Origin of the sequence: Paracoccus alkanivorans, from assembly GCF_003697785.1 — a bacterium.
GTDB classification, from domain to species: Bacteria; Pseudomonadota; Alphaproteobacteria; order Rhodobacterales; family Rhodobacteraceae; genus Paracoccus; species Paracoccus alkanivorans.
On the sequence record NZ_QOKZ01000003.1, the window covers coordinates 357,347 to 374,436 of the forward strand.

Annotated in this window: 19 protein-coding genes; 4 read left to right on the forward strand and 15 right to left on the reverse strand. The window is 58.1% G+C overall.

Annotation, left to right across the window (positions count from 1 at the left end):
- Positions 1-22 precede the first annotated feature (22 nt).
- The 11 genes from C9E81_RS09905 to C9E81_RS09955 form a co-directional block, all read right to left on the reverse strand.
- The gene (locus C9E81_RS09905) at positions 23-658 is read right to left on the reverse strand and encodes a rhomboid family intramembrane serine protease (protein WP_122112157.1); all 636 of its coding nucleotides are present in this window, start codon (positions 656-658) and stop codon (positions 23-25) included.
- 7 nt (positions 659-665) lie between these two features.
- Positions 666-860, reverse strand: a complete 195-nt coding sequence (locus tag C9E81_RS09910) for a Trm112 family protein (RefSeq protein WP_122112158.1) — start codon at positions 858-860, stop codon at positions 666-668.
- Complete coding sequence (locus C9E81_RS09915; RefSeq protein WP_122112159.1) at positions 857-1,483, reverse strand: LON peptidase substrate-binding domain-containing protein; 627 nt, start codon at positions 1,481-1,483, stop codon at positions 857-859. The genes C9E81_RS09910 and C9E81_RS09915 overlap by 4 nt, the downstream gene beginning before the upstream one ends.
- Positions 1,483-2,397 carry a tetratricopeptide repeat protein gene (locus C9E81_RS09920; protein WP_425010635.1) on the reverse strand — a complete coding sequence of 305 codons (915 nt, stop codon included), beginning with the start codon at positions 2,395-2,397 and terminating at the stop codon, positions 1,483-1,485. The genes C9E81_RS09915 and C9E81_RS09920 overlap by 1 nt, the downstream gene beginning before the upstream one ends.
- Before the next feature lie 85 nt (positions 2,398-2,482).
- The gene (locus C9E81_RS09925) at positions 2,483-3,133 is read right to left on the reverse strand and encodes a PqiC family protein (protein ID WP_122112161.1); all 651 of its coding nucleotides are present in this window, start codon (positions 3,131-3,133) and stop codon (positions 2,483-2,485) included.
- A 1-nt stretch (position 3,134) separates the two neighbouring features.
- Entirely contained in the window at positions 3,135-5,480 is a 2,346-nt protein-coding gene (locus C9E81_RS09930) for an MlaD family protein (protein ID WP_122112162.1), read from the reverse strand.
- Positions 5,477-6,169 carry a paraquat-inducible protein A gene (locus C9E81_RS09935; RefSeq protein WP_122112163.1) on the reverse strand — a complete coding sequence of 231 codons (693 nt, stop codon included), beginning with the start codon at positions 6,167-6,169 and terminating at the stop codon, positions 5,477-5,479. The genes C9E81_RS09930 and C9E81_RS09935 overlap by 4 nt, the downstream gene beginning before the upstream one ends.
- Entirely contained in the window at positions 6,166-6,861 is a 696-nt protein-coding gene (locus C9E81_RS09940) for a paraquat-inducible protein A (RefSeq protein WP_122112416.1), read from the reverse strand. Before C9E81_RS09940 ends, C9E81_RS09935 begins: the two co-directional genes overlap by 4 nt.
- Before the next feature lie 76 nt (positions 6,862-6,937).
- A complete protein-coding gene (locus tag C9E81_RS09945) occupies positions 6,938-8,734 on the reverse strand; it encodes a sensor histidine kinase (RefSeq protein WP_122112164.1) in 1,797 nt (598 codons plus the stop codon).
- A gap of 13 nt (positions 8,735-8,747) precedes the next feature.
- The gene (locus C9E81_RS09950; RefSeq protein ID WP_122112165.1) at positions 8,748-9,347 is read right to left on the reverse strand and encodes an RNA polymerase sigma factor; all 600 of its coding nucleotides are present in this window, start codon (positions 9,345-9,347) and stop codon (positions 8,748-8,750) included.
- A 3-nt stretch (positions 9,348-9,350) separates the two neighbouring features.
- Positions 9,351-9,530 (reverse strand): NepR family anti-sigma factor, encoded by a 180-nt coding sequence (locus tag C9E81_RS09955; protein WP_243698594.1) that lies wholly within the window; start codon positions 9,528-9,530, stop codon positions 9,351-9,353.
- Between the two features lie 63 nt (positions 9,531-9,593).
- Between C9E81_RS09955 and C9E81_RS09960 the strand changes: the two genes are divergently transcribed.
- Positions 9,594-10,397, forward strand: a complete 804-nt coding sequence (locus C9E81_RS09960; RefSeq protein ID WP_122112166.1) for a response regulator — start codon at positions 9,594-9,596, stop codon at positions 10,395-10,397.
- 12 nt (positions 10,398-10,409) lie between these two features.
- On the opposite strand, the gene C9E81_RS09965 is transcribed toward C9E81_RS09960, so the two are convergent.
- Genes C9E81_RS09965 through C9E81_RS09980 form a run of 4 tightly spaced genes read right to left on the reverse strand, consistent with a single transcriptional unit; the run spans position 10,410 to position 13,470 of the window.
- Positions 10,410-11,282 (reverse strand): YihY/virulence factor BrkB family protein, encoded by an 873-nt coding sequence (locus C9E81_RS09965; protein WP_122112167.1) that lies wholly within the window; start codon positions 11,280-11,282, stop codon positions 10,410-10,412.
- Positions 11,283-11,337: 55 nt separating this feature from the next.
- Positions 11,338-12,039: a DNA polymerase III subunit epsilon gene (gene dnaQ / locus C9E81_RS09970; RefSeq protein ID WP_122112168.1), complete on the reverse strand. Its 702-nt coding sequence runs from the start codon at positions 12,037-12,039 to the stop codon at positions 11,338-11,340.
- Positions 12,032-12,619 carry a dephospho-CoA kinase gene (gene coaE / locus C9E81_RS09975; RefSeq protein ID WP_122112169.1) on the reverse strand — a complete coding sequence of 196 codons (588 nt, stop codon included), beginning with the start codon at positions 12,617-12,619 and terminating at the stop codon, positions 12,032-12,034. The genes dnaQ and coaE overlap by 8 nt, the downstream gene beginning before the upstream one ends.
- The gene (locus tag C9E81_RS09980; protein ID WP_122112170.1) at positions 12,616-13,470 is read right to left on the reverse strand and encodes a shikimate dehydrogenase; all 855 of its coding nucleotides are present in this window, start codon (positions 13,468-13,470) and stop codon (positions 12,616-12,618) included. Before C9E81_RS09980 ends, coaE begins: the two co-directional genes overlap by 4 nt.
- A gap of 492 nt (positions 13,471-13,962) precedes the next feature.
- Here C9E81_RS09980 and C9E81_RS09985 point away from each other — a divergent pair, with 492 nt between their 5' ends.
- From C9E81_RS09985 to mnmE, 3 genes are all read left to right on the forward strand, one after another.
- Positions 13,963-14,409 carry a CopD family protein gene (locus C9E81_RS09985; RefSeq protein ID WP_122112171.1) on the forward strand — a complete coding sequence of 149 codons (447 nt, stop codon included), beginning with the start codon at positions 13,963-13,965 and terminating at the stop codon, positions 14,407-14,409.
- Between the two features lie 129 nt (positions 14,410-14,538).
- Positions 14,539-15,810 carry a transcription termination factor Rho gene (rho, locus tag C9E81_RS09990; RefSeq protein WP_122112172.1) on the forward strand — a complete coding sequence of 424 codons (1,272 nt, stop codon included), beginning with the start codon at positions 14,539-14,541 and terminating at the stop codon, positions 15,808-15,810.
- A gap of 10 nt (positions 15,811-15,820) precedes the next feature.
- Positions 15,821-17,089, forward strand: coding sequence for a tRNA uridine-5-carboxymethylaminomethyl(34) synthesis GTPase MnmE (gene mnmE / locus C9E81_RS09995; RefSeq protein ID WP_122112173.1), 1,269 nt, complete (start codon positions 15,821-15,823; stop codon positions 17,087-17,089).
- The last annotated feature ends 1 nt before the right edge of the window (position 17,090 follow it).

Below are 17,090 nucleotides of genomic sequence, written 5' to 3' on the forward strand. Positions count from 1 at the left end.
TGGAACTGCTGCCCGGATCCGCCTAACGCAAAGCCTCAACCCGATGGCGATCACGCCTCAGCGGCCAAAGCAGACCCAGGGCAAACCCGGCAATGATCCCGCCCAGATGGGCCTGCCACGCGATTTGCGGCACCAGCAGGGTCAGGGCGATATTCAGCCCGCCGACGATCAGCACGGCCCGCCATATCGGCCACATAGACATGCCGCGTACGCGGCGCCACTTGATCGCCTGCCCGAACAAGGCTCCGGCAAGGCCGAAGATCGCCCCCGAAGCCCCGACCATCGGACCCGGAGCCGGAGACATCAGCGCAAACAACAGGCCCGCGGCGATCTGCGATACCAGATAGACGACAAATAGCGGCCAGGGCCGCATGAATCTTGCAAGCTCCCTGCCAACCGCTGCGAGCGAGATCATGTTCATCGCCAAATGCATCAGTCCGCCATGCAACAGGCCATAGGTCAGAAACATCAGCAGGGGCTGGCCGGGATACAGTCCGCCACCGCGCGACAACAATGGCGACCAGAACCCTCCGGTCATGTTCGCCATTGGCCGCAGGACGCCGTATCCGAACATCGGGGCAAGCGAAAGAACCGCTTCGATCAGGCAGCACAGCAGGATCAGCGAGGTCATCCAAAAGGGAAGGCGGGGACGGATCATCGCGCCGTCAGTCCGCCTTGATCTGACGCGCTTCGTCGATCAGCATGATCGGGATACCCGCATGTATCGGAAAGGCGAGCCCGGCGGGTTTCGAAATCAGCTCTTGTCGTTCGGCATCGTAATGCAGCACGGCATGCGTTACCGGGCAAACCAGAGCCTCCAGCATATGGCGGTCGAATTGGGGTGTCGGGGCATCAGTCATTGCAAGGGCTCTTCGTTTTCACCGCCATGCAGCGCGTAGTCGATCAGCCCTTCCAGCAGGACGCGGCGTTCGGTAAGGGTTCGGGCTTCCAGTAAGGCCTGCTTTTCGCCGGATGAAAAGGGCAGCATCATCGAGAATGCGTTGATCAGGATTTCATCCGTGGCCTTGGCTGCCGCTTCCAGATCGGTTGAAAGCTGGTGTGTTTCGATATAGCGGCGCAGCCTGTCCAGAAATGCCGGGCGGTCAAGACCGGGATCGGTTTCCGGCCCCCTGAGATCCCTTTCGAAACCCGTCCAATCCACCTGGGCCTGCTGATAGGGCGCGAAGCCGTCCTCGATTCTGGTCAGGCGAAAGCGCGACACTGCCCGAAGCGAGATCATCATCCGCCCATCCTCACTTTCCGAGAACGCGATGACGCGCCCCGCGCTGCCGATACCGGCCACTGACCCGTCATCAGGCTGGATCATGCCAATCAGACGGTGATCGGTCTTGAGTGCGTCGTCCAGCAACTGCAGGTAACGCGGCTCGAAAATATGCAATGGCAGCTTGGCGCGAGGCAACATCACCACCTCGCACAGCGGAAACAAGGCGATCCGCGAGGGCAGATCGAAGCGGAAGCCCATCAGGCGAAAATCAGCGAGGACAGCCTCCGGCGGCCTTTCTGGCCGATCGGATCATTCGGCTTGAGGCTGTCGAAAATCGTCAGAAGCTGAGCCTTCGCAGCTCCGTCGTTCCAGTCCCGGTCGCGGCGGAAGCTGTCCAGCAGAACCTCGACCGCCGCCTCTACCTGCCCCGCAGCGTGAAGCGCCTGCGCATATTCAAGGCGCGTCTGCTGATCGTCCGGCTTCGCCTCGACCCTGGCCTGCAGATCGTCCAGAGGACCGGCACTCTCCGCCTGTTGGGCAAGTTGCAACTGTGCCCGCGCGGCCTCCACCGGTGCGGCTCCCGTAATCTGAGAAGGCACCTGCTGCAAGGTCGAGGCAGCCGCAGCAGTATCGCCCGCCGCCAGATGGGCGCGGATCAGCCCGCCCCAGGCCTCGGCGTTCTCGGCCTCCTCGCCGACGATAGCGGCAAAGGTTTCGATCGCGTCGGAGGCAGCACCCTCTTCCAGCATCGATTCGGCGGCAGCCAGGGCTTCGGACAGCCCGCCATCATCGCCGCCAAGCGCAACCAGCTTCTCGACGAACTGCTTGATCTGGCTTTGCGGAACCGCGCCCTGAAAGGCGTCCACCGGTCGGCCCTGGAAAAAGGCATAAACCGTGGGAACCGACTGCACCCGCAGCTGCGCCGCGATCATCTGGTTCTGGTCTATGTCGACCTTGGCCATGCGAACACGGCCCTTGTGTCGTGCAACCTCGGCCTCAAGCTGCGGCCCCAATGTCTTGCATGGGCCGCACCAAGGCGCCCAGAAATCCACGATGACCGGAACTTCCATGGATTTCTCGACTACCTCGGCCATGAAATCGGCTTCGGTCACATCACGGATGAAATCGCCAGTCTGCGGCGCATCCTGCGCGCCTTCGAACAGCATTGTCATATTGCCCCCAAACGGCTCGTATCAATTGTTGGTCGCAATATGGGGGGTCAGGCCCGTAAACGAAAGGGTTGATTGCCCCATCGGGTCAGAAGATCGGGTCCAGCGCAAAGGGATCAGGAGGAGTTTGCGTGGCGATGGTGCGTCCTGGCCCGTCAAGCGCGGCGATCTGTTGCGCAAGCTGGCTTATTGCCTGCGACATGGCCCTGGCTATAGCCGACGGCTGATTGCTGCTCATCGGCACGGATATATCGAAACTGCGAGCATGGTTGGTGCCTCCGCCGCTCTCTTCCGAGACAAAATAGCGACCGCTCAACCGATAGATACCGTCCGCCTGTGCCAGCGCCTTCTCTACCCGAACCTCCAACACACGCTGCGGGGGCTCGGCGAGCGGCCATGGTTCTCCGATGACGGTCGCTCCCGAGACATTGGATATCTCGCGCGCCAACGCCATGGTGAAGCCACGTTGAGGACTATCCGCCCATAAATTGTCGGGGTTGGAGCGAACTGCGCCGTCTTCGGTCTGCCACATCACTTCCTGATCCGCAGCATATTCCGGTAGTGATACATCCTTCAGCTCCGCCGTTCCCAGCCGGTTCGGCACCTGCGCCTGCACTGCGGGAGGGTCGATCAGGAAACGCCCGGTCTTTTCCGGGTTCGAACAGGCCGCGAGCGACAGCAACACGCCCAAAAGCAACGCGGCAGGGATTCGTTCGGCGGAAATGCGTTTAATGATCATGTCATCGTCCCAGAATGAAGGCGCGCGGATTACGTTCGATCATCCGTGCGAGCGAACCGAAGGACTCCGTCGCCCGGCGCAGCTCGCGCAGCATGTTGATTGCTTCGCTGTTGAAGGCGGAGCGGTTGCCATATGCGGCCAATACAGCATCGGCGCGCGCAGCGGTCGCCTGTAGCCGCGTGATCAGATCAGGCAGATCCTGCACTGCTTCGGCGATTTCATCCGCCGCTACACTTGCCGAATCCAGTGCGTTGTTCAGGCTGCCCGCCGCGTTGCCCTCACGCAGATCGTTCAACAGGCCGGCCGCCGCCTCCAACGTATCCGACAGGTTGCGCGGCAATGCCTCGGCATCCTCGCTGCCCAGCATCGCACGCAGGTCGGCCACGATACCCTCGACCTGGGTGCCGATTGCGGCAAAATCGATCTCCTTGACGCTGGCGGCAACCTCTTCGATATCGTCAACCATCGCCGGAACATCCTCGGCAGCCACCTGCACCGATTCAAAGGCGGCGGTCGCCTCGTCGATCATCTTACCCATATTGGCACCTGCACCGGATTGCTGGATTTCGGTCGCAAGCGTATCGATCTGTGACGCCGCGCTATCCAGGGTATCGACCAGGGAACTTATCTTGGCGGGCAGGGCCTCTGCCTCCGGCGTTCCGATCACGTCACGCAGATCCTGCAGGGTCGCATCCAGTTGCGCCCCGATCGAGGCGAAATCCACGTCCTGCACCGAGCCGGACGCTTTTTCCAGCGATTCGAGGATCGTGGGCAGGCGGTCTGCCGCCTTGTTCAACTTGTCGGCAATCTCGCTGGCAGATGCCAGCGCGGTGCCCGCGTTTTCGGTCGCGCCGGAATCGCGCAGTTCCTGAACCATCTCGCGGATATCGGTCAGTGTCGTCTGCGCCTCGTCAACCGTCTTGCGCAGACTTTCCGGAAGCGCCCGCGTGTCTTGCGAACTGGTCAAAGCGGTGATGCTGTTCATCATGTCCGTTGCGGATTTCAGCACTTCCTCTATCGGCAGTTCGCCGACACGGCTCATGAATCCCTCCGCCGTCTCGGTGAAATCCGAAATATCGCCTTCGACCGCCGGGATGATCGGATAGGGCTTGGCGTCCATGTCAATCTCCGCCTCGGGGGCGGTCGGAACGTTCACCAGTTCGATCATCAACGCGCTACCGAAGAAGCCAGTGCTGGCAACGCGCGCGCGCAGCCCCGATCTGACCGAATCCTGAAGGAAAGCCAGCGCGTCCTCCGCCGTGGCATCGCTTGCCAGCCCAAGGCGACTTGGGGATATGGCTATCGTCACTTGCTGCAGTGTGACAGGTTCGGGTTCTTCCTCGACGTAAACGGCAAGATCAGTGACGGTGCCGACCTTCAGCCCGAGAAACTCGACATCCGAGCCCTTGGCGAGTCCGCCCACGGAATTGTCGACCAGAACATTCAGGTGCAATTGCTTGGTCTCGTCCTCGACGAAAAGATTGCTCCGGGCCGTCTCCTCGTCCGGCTGAACCGTAAAGACTTGCCCTGTCTCGACCGGCTTGCCCCCGCTGACAAGCGTATCGAAGGCGACACCACCCTGCAGAAGCGATGAAAGAGAGTTCACATTGAAGGAAACCCCGCGCGTTCCGAGTGACAGGGAGAAGCCCGAAGTATCCCAGAACACGGTCGCGCTGCTCAGGCGTTCGTCATGCGGCGCCTCGATAAAGGCATTGGCCAATACCCGGTCTTCGTTCTCGGACAGGCGGATATTGTCCATTCGGCCCACCTGCACGCCGCGATAAAGAACCGGCGCGCCCTCGCTGAGACCGTCGGCGCTGTCCATCTGCAGCACGATCCAGCTTCCCTCGGCATCACTGCGAACAAGGGGGGGGCGTTCCAGCCCGGTGAATTTGGTCTGCTTGCCGCTGACCTCGGCATCCCAATAGCCCTCGATGAAAGCGCCGGTCAGCACCGTGTCCAGCCGTGTCACCCCCTGCGCGGTAACCTGGGGGCGGACAATCCAGAACGTTGCCTCGTTATCGATATATTTCGCAACATCGGGATCGACGCGCAGTTCAACACTGACCCTGGAAAGATCGGAGGTGAACTTCACCGACTCGACCTGTCCGACGGTGATCTCGCGAAAACGCAGTGTTGTTTCGCCCGGTGTGATGCCGGTCGCATCCGCGAATTCAACCTCGATCAGGGCTCCGCGATTGGCATAGGAATTCCATGCGACCGCAAGAGTCACGACCAGTGCCAGAATGGGCACCAGCCAGATCACGTTGACTCCGGCCTGTGCCGCTCTGGTCGCGGTCTTGCGGACTGGACTTGCCGGTTTCAGCGGCGGTTGGGTATCGCTCATTCTGCCTGTGATTCCTGCCCGTCGTTCTTGTTTTCGCGGCTACGCAACGGAAGCCCGCGCCAGATCAGTCTTGGATCGAAACTTTGCGCCGAAAGCATCGTGAAAGCAACTGACAGGGCAAAGGAAACCGCGGCAGGGCCTGGATGAATCGAGGCAACGAAACCCAATTGCACAAGCGCCGACAGGATCGCGACCACGAAAACGTCGATCATCGACCAGCGCCCGATGAATTCGACAACCTCGTAGACCTTCAGCCGGGTATGCGCCTGTTCGGCCGTGGCGGGCTTTCCCGCGACCAGCGCCAGCCAACTGATCGCCACGAACTTGGCTATCGGAACGATGATGGATGCGACGAACACGACTGCCGCGATATCATAGCTGCCGTGATGGATCAGTTCCACCACGCCTTCGAGAATGGTTGCTTCGGAACTACCCTGCAAACCGGCGAAGGTCTGCGTGCTCATCATCGGGAAGATATTGGCCGGGATATAGGTTATGATGCCCGCGCACAGCCAGGCCCAGACATATTGCAGCTTCCTCCGGTCCGGGGGGGACAGATGTTCGCCGCAGCGAGCGCAGGTTTTCTGTTCGGCCGGCCAGACCCGGCCGCAACTGTGGCAGCCAAGCAGTCCGGCGCGATGCGCGGTGAGGACGGGTCCACTGCCGCGCAGATCCGATGCGCCGCTCATGACCGCACCGTTTCGGGCTTCGGGGCCTCGACCAGTTCACGGCCATCCGTCTTGCCGCCGCTATCCTCGATCGCGTCCCAGATTGTCGCCTGGCACATGAATCCACGCGAGGCGAGGTTGACGAATATCAGGGCACAAAAGGCCCAGAATGCGGGACCGAGATGCACACTTGCCAGCCCCGCGACCTTAACCAGCGCAACCGAGGTGCCGATGACGAATATCTCGGCCATCGACCATGGGCGGAGATGTTCAGAGATACGAAAGGCCGTGGCTGCGTGACGATGTGCGGGTCTGCCCTGGGCAAGCGGCACCAGCGTATAAAGCAGCAGGAACGACCGCAGAACCGGCAGGCCGACGATCATGATCAGCACCGCCAGCACCAGCGGCAACAATATGCCTTCTGCAAAGGCCAGCGCTACACCGAACAGCGACGTCGCATTGCCAAAACCCATCCGCGATATTTCAAGGAAAGGGAAAAAGACCGCGCCCAGCATCAGCACCATCGACGTGAATGCCAGCGCGATAAGTTGCACGAATGCCCCGCTGCGCGGATTGGCCAGAACTGTCCCGCACCGGACACAACGCGCGGTTTCGCCTGCTGTGAGCTCTTTCTCGACATGCAGGGCATCGCAGCGCGGACAGGCTATCAGCCCCCTGCCGGTCCGAAGATCGTATGTACCCTCATGATCCATCATACTCATCAAAATAAACTGACCGCGCGCTTGTGCAACCATGCCTTGGGGACCGGGTCAAGTGTTTCCGGAGATGTCAGTGCCGCGCGCCGTCCCGCGCGGCCGACGTCAGCACTATTTTCTTGACATCCGGCTGAATATTCGGCTTGGGCGCCTCGATCCGGAAGGGCAAGCGCATCACGAATGTATTTCCCTCCTCTCCGAAACTGGCTTCACCTTCAAGCTGGGTCGAGAATGCCTCGATCAGCTGGCTGCCAAGGCCGGTTCCCTCGGCCTCGTTCTCTCGCCCGCCGATGGAGTTCACGATTTCCAGAACTCCCCTGTCCCTTTCGACCTTGGTCAGGCTTACCCGCACCCATGCCGCGCTTTCGCCATCGGGCTTGCCGGCATATTTCAGGGCATTTGTAAAAGCCTCGGTCGCCAGTAGCGACAACGGAACCGCCTGATCGGGAAGCAATGTCAGGGGTTCAAGCTTGGTATCGACCCTCAGATTCGATCCGGGTTCGACCGATACATTCACCATCTGGTTGATGATGTCACCCAGAAGCCGGTCTGCCTCGACCGCATCGAGATGCTCGGCCTGGTAGAGATTGCGATAGATCGTGGCAAGCGCCGCCACCCGATCCTGGACCGAGCGCAGAACGCGCTTGGCGTCGTTATCCTCGATAACGCGGCTTTGCATGTTTATGATCGAACCGATCAGCTGAAGATTGTTCTTCACCCGGTGATGAAGCTCTTTCAGCAGCACGGTCTTTTCGGTAACCGCAGCCTCCATCGCTTCTTCGTCGCGGATCAGGATGCGAGCCATGTTGTGGAATGTCTGGCTGACATCGGCGATCTCCGTCGGCGCGTCGGACAGAACCGGCGGGGCGATATTCCGGTTGCCGATCGCAAAACGGCGCATCTGGCCACGAAGCTCGCTGATATGGCGCAGGACGAGGCGGAATACCGCGAAATAGGCAACCGCAAGCGATACCAGCCACAGGGTAACGGGGAACAGAACCGCCCCGAAACGCGACAATTGCAGGACTCCGATCCCGGCTATTTTCGGGCTCCAGCTACCAAGCGCATAGACCAGGCCCGGCACAACCGGAACCACGGTAAAAACCCGTAATTCTCCTGAATTCGAGTAGTCTCGGAAGGTCGTCTCGGTCTTTGACAGCAGGCTGACCAAATCCGTTCCCTGCGGAAGGATGTCGGTGGCGCTGTCGCTAGAGCTGCTGTCTGCGGTCAGGATCTCGCCCCGATGGTTGAAGGTCGCGATCTTCGCGCCCTCCGTGCCGAAGCTGATCGAGTGGGTCGAGCGCAGAAGTTCATGAGTCAATGCTACGGCTATATATCCAAGCAATTCGCGATCGCGGTAAAGCGGCTGCATCACCTGGACCACGGAATAATCGCCGCCCGGTCCCGTATCCAGCGACGTAACCAGCGTTCCCGGTTCTGCAACGAATTTTTCATGGGCCGGGGAAAAACGCAGATCAGTGACGCCGGCGGAACCCGGGTTGGAATTACAGGTGCTAAGCCCGTTCATCGGCACGAAGCCCGCATAAACATAGGTTGCACTGCGTTCAATGAAGTTTCGCATGAGATCGGAGCAGCTTCGCTGCTGATCCATGGCGTCCAGCACGCCCGGACCCAGGGCATCGGCCGATCCCAGGGCACTTTGCAAAAGCGCCCGCTCACCTGCGGCTGCGGAAGCGGTCCGGCCCAGGATTGCGATCTCGGCGCTACGCTCCGCTTCGCGTGACAGGTTCAGGTTCTGGACCAGTGAAATCAGGCCAATCGGAAGAATCGCAACCGAAAGCAGCGTACCAAGGCGAAAGCCAAGCCGCTTGGTGAATTCCAGCCGTTCGGTCAGGCGTCGCAGGAGCACCGCTTGGCCAGCGTCAACGGCGCACGGGTTGATTCGGTGCCATCACGGCAAGAGTGACCTGATCATTCATGCTAAACTCTTCATTCTCTTCCAGATGCAGCAGTTCGGCCAATTTGCGCCGACCGCGATTTGCACGCGACTTCACGGTTCCGATAGCCACCCCGGTCATCTCGGCGACTTCCTCGTAAGAAAAACCCGAAGCACCTACGAGAATCAATGCCTCGCGCTGTTCGTCCGGCAGTTGCTCGAATGCCACACGGAAATCGCGTAGTGCAAGGCGTCCGTCATGTTCCGGGCGCTCCGAAAGCCGCGCAGCATGAATGCCGTCGCTGTCGCTGACCTCCCGCTTGGTCTTGCGGCGCGCGGAATAGAAAGTGTTGCGCAGGATCGTGAAAAGCCAAGCCCGCAGGTTGGTTCCGGCCTGGAATTTATCCATATTTGTCCAAGCCTTGACGATAGTGTCCTGCACAAGATCGTCCGCTGACGCACCTTCGCGGGTCAGCGACAGCGCAAAGGCGCGCAACGCGGGAAGATGATTGACCAGTTCATCGCGCGGATCGGACTGGGCGATGGCGTCTTTGCGCTCACCGCCGGATTTATCGGCAGGTACCATATGTTACTCCTGCTCGCGCAGCTTTTGCAGCAATTCAAGAAAACGATCGGGAATTTCGTCGGAGCTGTCCTGTTCATACACCCGTCGCAAGTTTTCATCGATCTGCTTCTGGATCGCGTCCCTGCGATTGTCTTCTCTCTTAGGTGTCATCTTTTCGTTAGCCCCGGTAATCTTGTGCGCCACCTCTCCAACATGTAGGGGTGGATGATGGTTCCGTGCAACCTGAGAAATTTGAGGATAGACGTCATGTCCGCTGCTAATCTTGCCCAATCCGTCGGGCGCGAGCTTCCGTATCTGCGCCGATATGCACGCGCATTGACCGGCAGTCAGAAGGCAGGCGACAACTATGCCGCCGCGACCCTTGAGGCCATACTTTCCGATCGCTCGGTACTCGACGGCGAGACCGACACGCGGATCGGCCTGTTCCGCGCCTTTCATGCAATCTGGCAGAGCTCCGGCCAGCCGGTCGAGGAAAGCGGGTTGTCGTCGCGGGAAAAAGGCGCCCAGGACCGTCTGCGCAAGCTCACCCCGAACTCCCGGGAAGCCCTGCTTTTGCGGACCATCGAAGAGCTGCGCTACGATCAGATCGCCCATATCATGGATATCGGCCAGCCCGAGGCGGAAGAACTGGTTCAAATCGCCCTGAACGAGATGAGCGATGCGATAGCGGGCCGGGTCATGGTGATCGAGGACGAAACCATCATCGCCATGGATCTCAAGGGCATCGTCCAGGCAATGGGGCATGACGTCACCGGTATCGCCCGCACCCATTCCGCCGCCATCGAACTGGCCGGAAACGAGCGTCCTGACCTGATACTTGCCGATATTCAGCTTGCCGACGGATCCTCGGGGATCGACGCGGTCAATGACCTGCTGCGAGATCTTGGAGAAGTGCCGGTGATCTTCATCACCGCTTTCCCGGATCGTCTGCTGACCGGGGACCGACCCGAGCCTGCTTTCCTTATCTCGAAGCCTTATAGCGAGGAACAGGTCCGCTCGGCCGTCTCCCAGGCAATGTTCTTTGCCACGACGGAAGGGCTGGAGGTCTAGGCGAATACAGGTTCAATCCGCATCGATGGACAGCCGCGCCTCGCGCACGGCAATCAGGCGTTTGCGATGGGCGAGTTCGATGTTGATCACCGCGCCCAGCAGCACTGAAAAGCCCGCGAGATAGAACCACATCAGCAATGCAACCACCGTGCCGATGGAGCCGTAGATTCGGTTATAGCTGTTGAAGCTGCCAAGATAGGCGGAAAAGCCGATGGAGGCCGCCGCCCATAGCAGCGCGGCAAACAACCCGCCCCAGGTCAGCAAAGGTGTTCGCCGCGCTCTCACATTCGGGCCGTAGCGGTAGATGATACCGATCCCCAGAATGACCAGCACAAACATCCCGGCCCAGGGCAATGCAGTCAGCAGCCAGGCCCTGATCGGCGCAAGAACCATGAAATTCAACAGGATCGGTACAATGACGATCGTGGCCATCCCGGCCAGCGATATTCCGACGATCGCCAATGTCAGAAGATATGCCCGGATAAAGGCAAAGATCGTCGAGCGCCGGCGTACGCCATGCGCGGCGTTCAGTCCACGTATCAATGCATCGACACCAGCGCGCGCTGAAATAGTGGCAATCAGGAATGAGATCAGGGAGGTCCATCCGATGGAGGTTCGTCCCGCCGCAGTCAGCGATCTTATCTGCGTGTCGATAATTTCCGCCGCACCATCCGGCAGGAATTCATGCGCGACCTCCACGTAAGTCATGATGACGTTCGGATCGAACCAGAGGCTCCAGAGCGCTATGATCGCGGCCAGACCCGGAAATACCGCGAACATGGCGTAGAAAGCCACTCCTGCAGCGATGAGGCCCATGTGGCTCCTGTCCATACGATCGAAGACCGCTCGCCAGAATAACCAGAACTCTCGGAACACATACAACATTGGCCTTTCCTCAAATTTGCGTCTGATGAGATCCGAAAACGGATCCGACGCGATCTCAATCTGAGTAACGCGCCCAGATCGATGCCTCGCCGAGTTTCGAAACGAATTCGGCATGCGCGGCTGCCTCTGCCTCGGTCAGACGAGAGGGGAGTGGTGCAGGGCGTGATAAAGGACGCGCCGTGATCGTGTCTGTCCGATCCTGGCTTTGCTTTTGGCTCGGTTGATCCAGCACGAGGTCGGGTTGCCGACCACCGATAAGTTCGAGATATACCTCTGCCAGAAGCTCGGAATCGAGCAAGGCACCGTGCAATTCACGCCCGGAATTATCCACGCCAAAGCGCCTGCAAAGCGCGTCCAGGGACGCGGGTGCGCCGGGAAATTTCTCGCGTGCCAGCGCCAGCGAATCGAGCGCCCGGCCCCACGGGAGCACGGGCAGACCTGCGCGTTTCAGCTCGGCATTCAGGAATTTCATGTCGAAGCTGGCGTTATGGATCACCAGTTTGGAATCGTCGCCCACGAAATCCAGAAAATCCTGCGCTATCTCGGAAAATTTCGGCTTGTCGCGCAGGAAGTCATCGCCGAGGCCGTGTACTTCAAAAGCCTCGGTCGGCATGGAGCGTTCCGGATTTATGTAGACGTGAAAGGTCCTGCCCGTGGGCAGGTGATTGAACAGTTCCAGTGCACCGATTTCGACGATGCGGTCGTCCTTTTCGGCGTCGAAGCCGGTGGTTTCGGTATCCAGAACAATCTCACGCATCAGTTACGATCTCGTTGCAAATTCGTTCCACTGCAGCGCGTGCGCTTTCCAGCGTATCGGTCGGGATAATCCAGTCCGCGCGCGCGCGTTTTTCCGCATCAGGCATCTGTCGGGCGTGGATCATCTCGAAATGCTTTTCCGTCATACCCGGCCGGGACAGCACCCGGTTACGTTGGGTATCCGCGTCAGTGGAAACAACCGCCACACCATCGAACTGCCATTCCGACCCTTTTTCGAAAAGCAGCGGAATGTCCAGCACCGCAAGCGGGCTATCACTATGTTTCTGCAAAAAATTTTCACGGTCCTTAGCCACCAGTGGATGAACGACAGCCTCCAGGCGCTCTATTGCTTCGGGGTCGTTGGCCAATGCCAGTTTCAACGCCTTGCGATCTATACCGCCATTATCGAGAGCAGTGGGGAACATCGCGGCTATGGGTGCAACTGCGGCGCCGCCTGACGCATATAGTCGATGCACAGCCTCATCAGCATCCCAGACCGGAAAACCCATATCCCGAAACATTCGGGCCGTCGTGGATTTTCCCATTCCTATGCTTCCTGTCAGACCGAGCTTATACGTCATTCAAGCAAAACCCGGCGTGTTTCGTCATCGATGGCCGGACGCTGGCCAAACCATCGTTCAAAACCCGGTGCGGCCTGATGCAGCAGCATGCCCAAGCCGTCCACCGTGCGGCATCCACGTATCTGCGCCTCAGCCAGAAAAGGCGTGACCAGAGGCGTATATACCAGGTCGGTTACCAGGGCGTCCGCGGACAATGCGTCAAGCGGAATCCGCAAGGGTTGCTTGCCCTGCATCCCCAGGGAAGTCGCGTTGACTACCGTAGTCGCGTTTTCCAGCATGTTGCCTGCCTGCGCCCAGTCATAAACAATCACACGCGCACCGAACTCTGCCCGGATCTGCTCGGAACGGACCCGTGTACGATTGGAGATCCTGAGTTCGGCCACGCCGCTATCCAGCAAGGATGCGACCACGGCACGAGCGGCGCCTCCGGCACCGATCACTGCGGCAGGTCCCTGATCCGGGTTCCATTCCGGGATGGAATGGCGCAGATTCGCAATGAAACCGTAGCCATCGGTATTGTCCGCATGAATCTTGCCATCCGGACGAAAAATCAGGGTATTCGCTGCACCGATCAATGCCGCGCGATCGGTGACCACATCGGCAAGCGTCAGTACCGCCTCCTTATGCGGAATGGTAACATTGACGCCCACAAATCCAAGCCGTGGAAGGGCACGCAAAGTCTCGGCCAGATTCTCCGGCAATACGGGCATCGGTATGTAGTGCCCATCGATGGAATAGCGTTTCAGCCAATACCCGTGAAGGATCGGTGATCTCGAATGCGCGATCGGCCAGCCGATCACACCAGCCAAGGGAGCATGCTGGATCTGGCTGACGGGCGAATCTTCGGTCATTGCTCGCTATGCCTTTGCCATCTGTCAGGGTTGTAACAGAGTATGATCCGATATCCTGGGAGAAAAGATCTTTCGCGAGAGACAGGGCGCCGTTGTGGCATGGCAGACTCACCCCTGTGGATGAAACCTTTGGATATCTTGAGGGGAAGCTGTTCATAGGCTGGGTTCTGCCGCGAACCATCCCTGGTTGCCCTGGGACGAAAGAGGAACGAGGCGGCGTTGTCCACAAGTGGATAACCCTGCTACGTTAACATTAAAATTGTTGATAAATTTAGCCACAGGCAACATTCCTTAAAGTTATTCACATACTAACATAATGTATTTAAATGATTTTTTGTGAAACTGTCGATTTCAAACATACTTGTCCACAGGTATGCGTTTCGTGGAAAAACATGTAGAGAAGCGGATGATCCTGTTCTCCCCAGCCCTTACAACAACAACATTTCTTTTTCTCTTCTTATTATTTAGAGCAGATCGCGCAGGGGAGAACCGATGACTGATCTGCTCACTACGATTTATCCTTACGTGAAGGCATTCCATGTGATGGCCGTGCTGTCCTGGATGGCGGGCCTGTTCTATCTGCCACGCCTGTTCGTCTATCATGCGGAACGAGGAACGGGTGAAGGTGAACCCGGCGACAGTCTTTCAATGATGGAAGACAAGCTTTTTCGTCTGATCATGCGCCCAGCAATGATAGCAACATGGGTCAGCGGAATATGTCTCGTGGTAACACCGGGTATCGTTGACTGGTCTTTACTCTGGCCATGGGTCAAAGCCGTCAGCGTGCTGATGATGACAGGATTTCATGGATGGTGCGCTGGTCAGCGGCGGGCCCTGATGAGGGGGGATGCGCTAAGCGGGCGGCGCTATCGCTTGATGAACGAAGTTCCGACACTACTTATGATCATCATTGTCTTGTCGGTGATTGTCAAATTCTGACCCTGGCGATTGACTCCAAGCCTGTTGGGGCTTATCTGACCCTCAAACCCGGCCGTCCGGTGCGGGATTCTCCATTATATTCTTAACTCCGCCATATCCTTTAGTGACTGGCGTTGACGAGGTCATAAAATGAGCGAAGAGCGTCTCAATCTGTCCGAACTTAAAGCCAAGAGTCCCGCCGATCTGCTGTCGATGGCGGAGGAATGGGAGATCGAAAACGCCTCGACCATGCGAAAGGGCGAGATGATGTTCTCGATCCTCAAGGAGCATGCCGAAGAGGGCTGGGATATCGGCGGTGAGGGTGTTCTTGAGGTCGTGCAGGACGGTTTCGGATTCTTGCGTTCGACCGAGGCTAACTATCTTCCCGGACCTGACGACATCTATGTCAGCCCGGATATGATCCGCCAGTTTTCCCTGCGCACTGGTGACACGGTCGAGGGTGTAATCCGTGCACCGGGTGAGAACGAGCGTTATTTTGCCCTGACAAAGGTCGAGCGGATCAATTTCGAGGATCCGGAGAAGGCCCGACACAAGGTTGCTTTTGACAACCTGACGCCACTGTATCCCAATCAGCGGCTGAATATGGAGATCGAGGATCCAACCATCAAGGATAGGAGCGCCCGGATCATCGATCTGGTTGCGCCGATCGGGAAGGGTCAGCGATCGTTGATCGTGGCACCTCCGCGGACGGGTAAGACGGTGCTGCTGCAAAACATTGCGCATTCCATCGAGCGCAATCATCCGGAATGCTACCTGATCGTTTTGCTGATTGATGAGCGTCCCGAGGAAGTCACGGATATGCAGCGTAGTGTTCGCGGTGAAGTGATTTCTTCGACCTTCGATGAACCTGCCAGCCGGCATGTTGCTGTAAGTGAAATGGTTATTGAAAAAGCTAAGCGTCTTGTCGAGCATAAGCGAGATGTTGTAATTCTTCTGGATTCAATCACAAGACTTGGTAGAGCGTATAATACTACCGTGCCAAGCTCGGGTAAGGTGCTGACAGGTGGCGTGGACGCTAACGCATTGCAGAGACCAAAGCGATTCTTTGGTGCCGCGCGCAACATTGAAGAAGGTGGATCTTTGACTATCATTGCTACTGCGTTGATCGATACTGGGTCGCGCATGGATGAGGTCATCTTTGAAGAATTCAAAGGCACCGGTAACAGCGAGATTGTTCTTGATCGGAAAGTGGCCGACAAGCGCGTATTCCCCGCAATGGACATTCTGAAGTCGGGCACTCGGAAAGAGGAACTTCTTGTTGAGGCGCGTGATTTGCAGAAAACCTATCTTCTGCGTCGGATTCTCAATCCGATGGGCACGACAGATGCTATCGAGTTCCTGATTTCGAAACTCAAGCAGACCAAGACGAATTCCGAATTTTTCGATTCGATGAACGCCTGAAGAGGCTACTATGGATCTCATTTTCGCTGAAGCCACCCCGCCTGGGCGGGGGGGCGTTTCGGTCATTAGATTGAGCGGGCATGGTGCACGAGCGGTGGTGGAGGATCTGGCAGGAAACCTGCCGAGTGCACGCCACGGATATCTGCGTTCCATCCAGGATGATGGAGAGGCATTGGATCAGGCACTGGTGGTCTGGTTCGAAGATGGCCGGAGTTTCACTGGAGAAGAAACCGCAGAGCTTCATTTGCATGGTGCTCCTGTTGTCATAAAGCGCGTAGCGAAAGCCCTGGAAAAACGTGGCGCGAGACAAGCTGTTGCGGGAGAGTTCACGCGCCGGGCATTTCAGTCCGGGCGGATGGATCTGGCCGAGGTTGAAGGTCTTGGCGATTTACTTGAGGCGGAAACGGAAGCGCAACGACAGTTGGCAATCCGAGCTGCCAGCGGAGAGCTGGGGCGAAAAGCGGAGACTTGGCGGGAACTTCTGATTCGAGCCGGTGCTCTTATTGAAGCCAGTGTCGACTTTGCCGATGAAGAGGTGCCGGATGATGTTCCTGACGAAGTGTTTTCCATTTTAGCTCGGCTTCGCAGCTATCTAGATGACGAGATAGGCGGGTTCCCTGCGGCAGAGTCCCTGCGAAAAGGATTCGAAATTGCCGTAATCGGGCCGCCGAACGCGGGCAAGTCGAGTTTGATCAATCGGATAGCACGCAGAGATGTGGCGCTGGTTTCCAACATTGCCGGAACAACGCGCGATGTCATCGAGATTCGCCTCGACCTGAATGGTTTGGCCGTGACATTGTTAGATACGGCTGGTTTACGCGTTTCTGCCGATGAGATCGAACAAATGGGTGTTGATCGCGCCAGGCAGAGGGCTTTGGCCGCAGATTTACGGCTTCATCTGTCAGAGACAGGGGAGACAGAACCAGATCTATGGCGGGATGGCGATATCCGCGTTGTGACCAAAGCTGATTTGGCCCATAAAAGCGCAAGTGAGTTATCTGTATCTTCGCTCACCGGTGATGGAATAGACAGGCTTCTTTCCGAACTCCACGAGCGACTGTCATCGCGCGTAGCCGGAGCGGGCGTGGTCAGTCATGAGCGACAGGTGAAAGCGCTAAGAGAGGCAAGGGAATCTCTGAAGGATATAAAGGAGCTTCCCCCTGAACTTTTGGCAGAGATGATCAGGCAAACTGCGGCTTCCCTGGATAGATTGCTTGGCAGAATCGGTGCGGAAGAGTATCTGGACGTAATCTTTACTTCATATTGTATCGGAAAGTGAG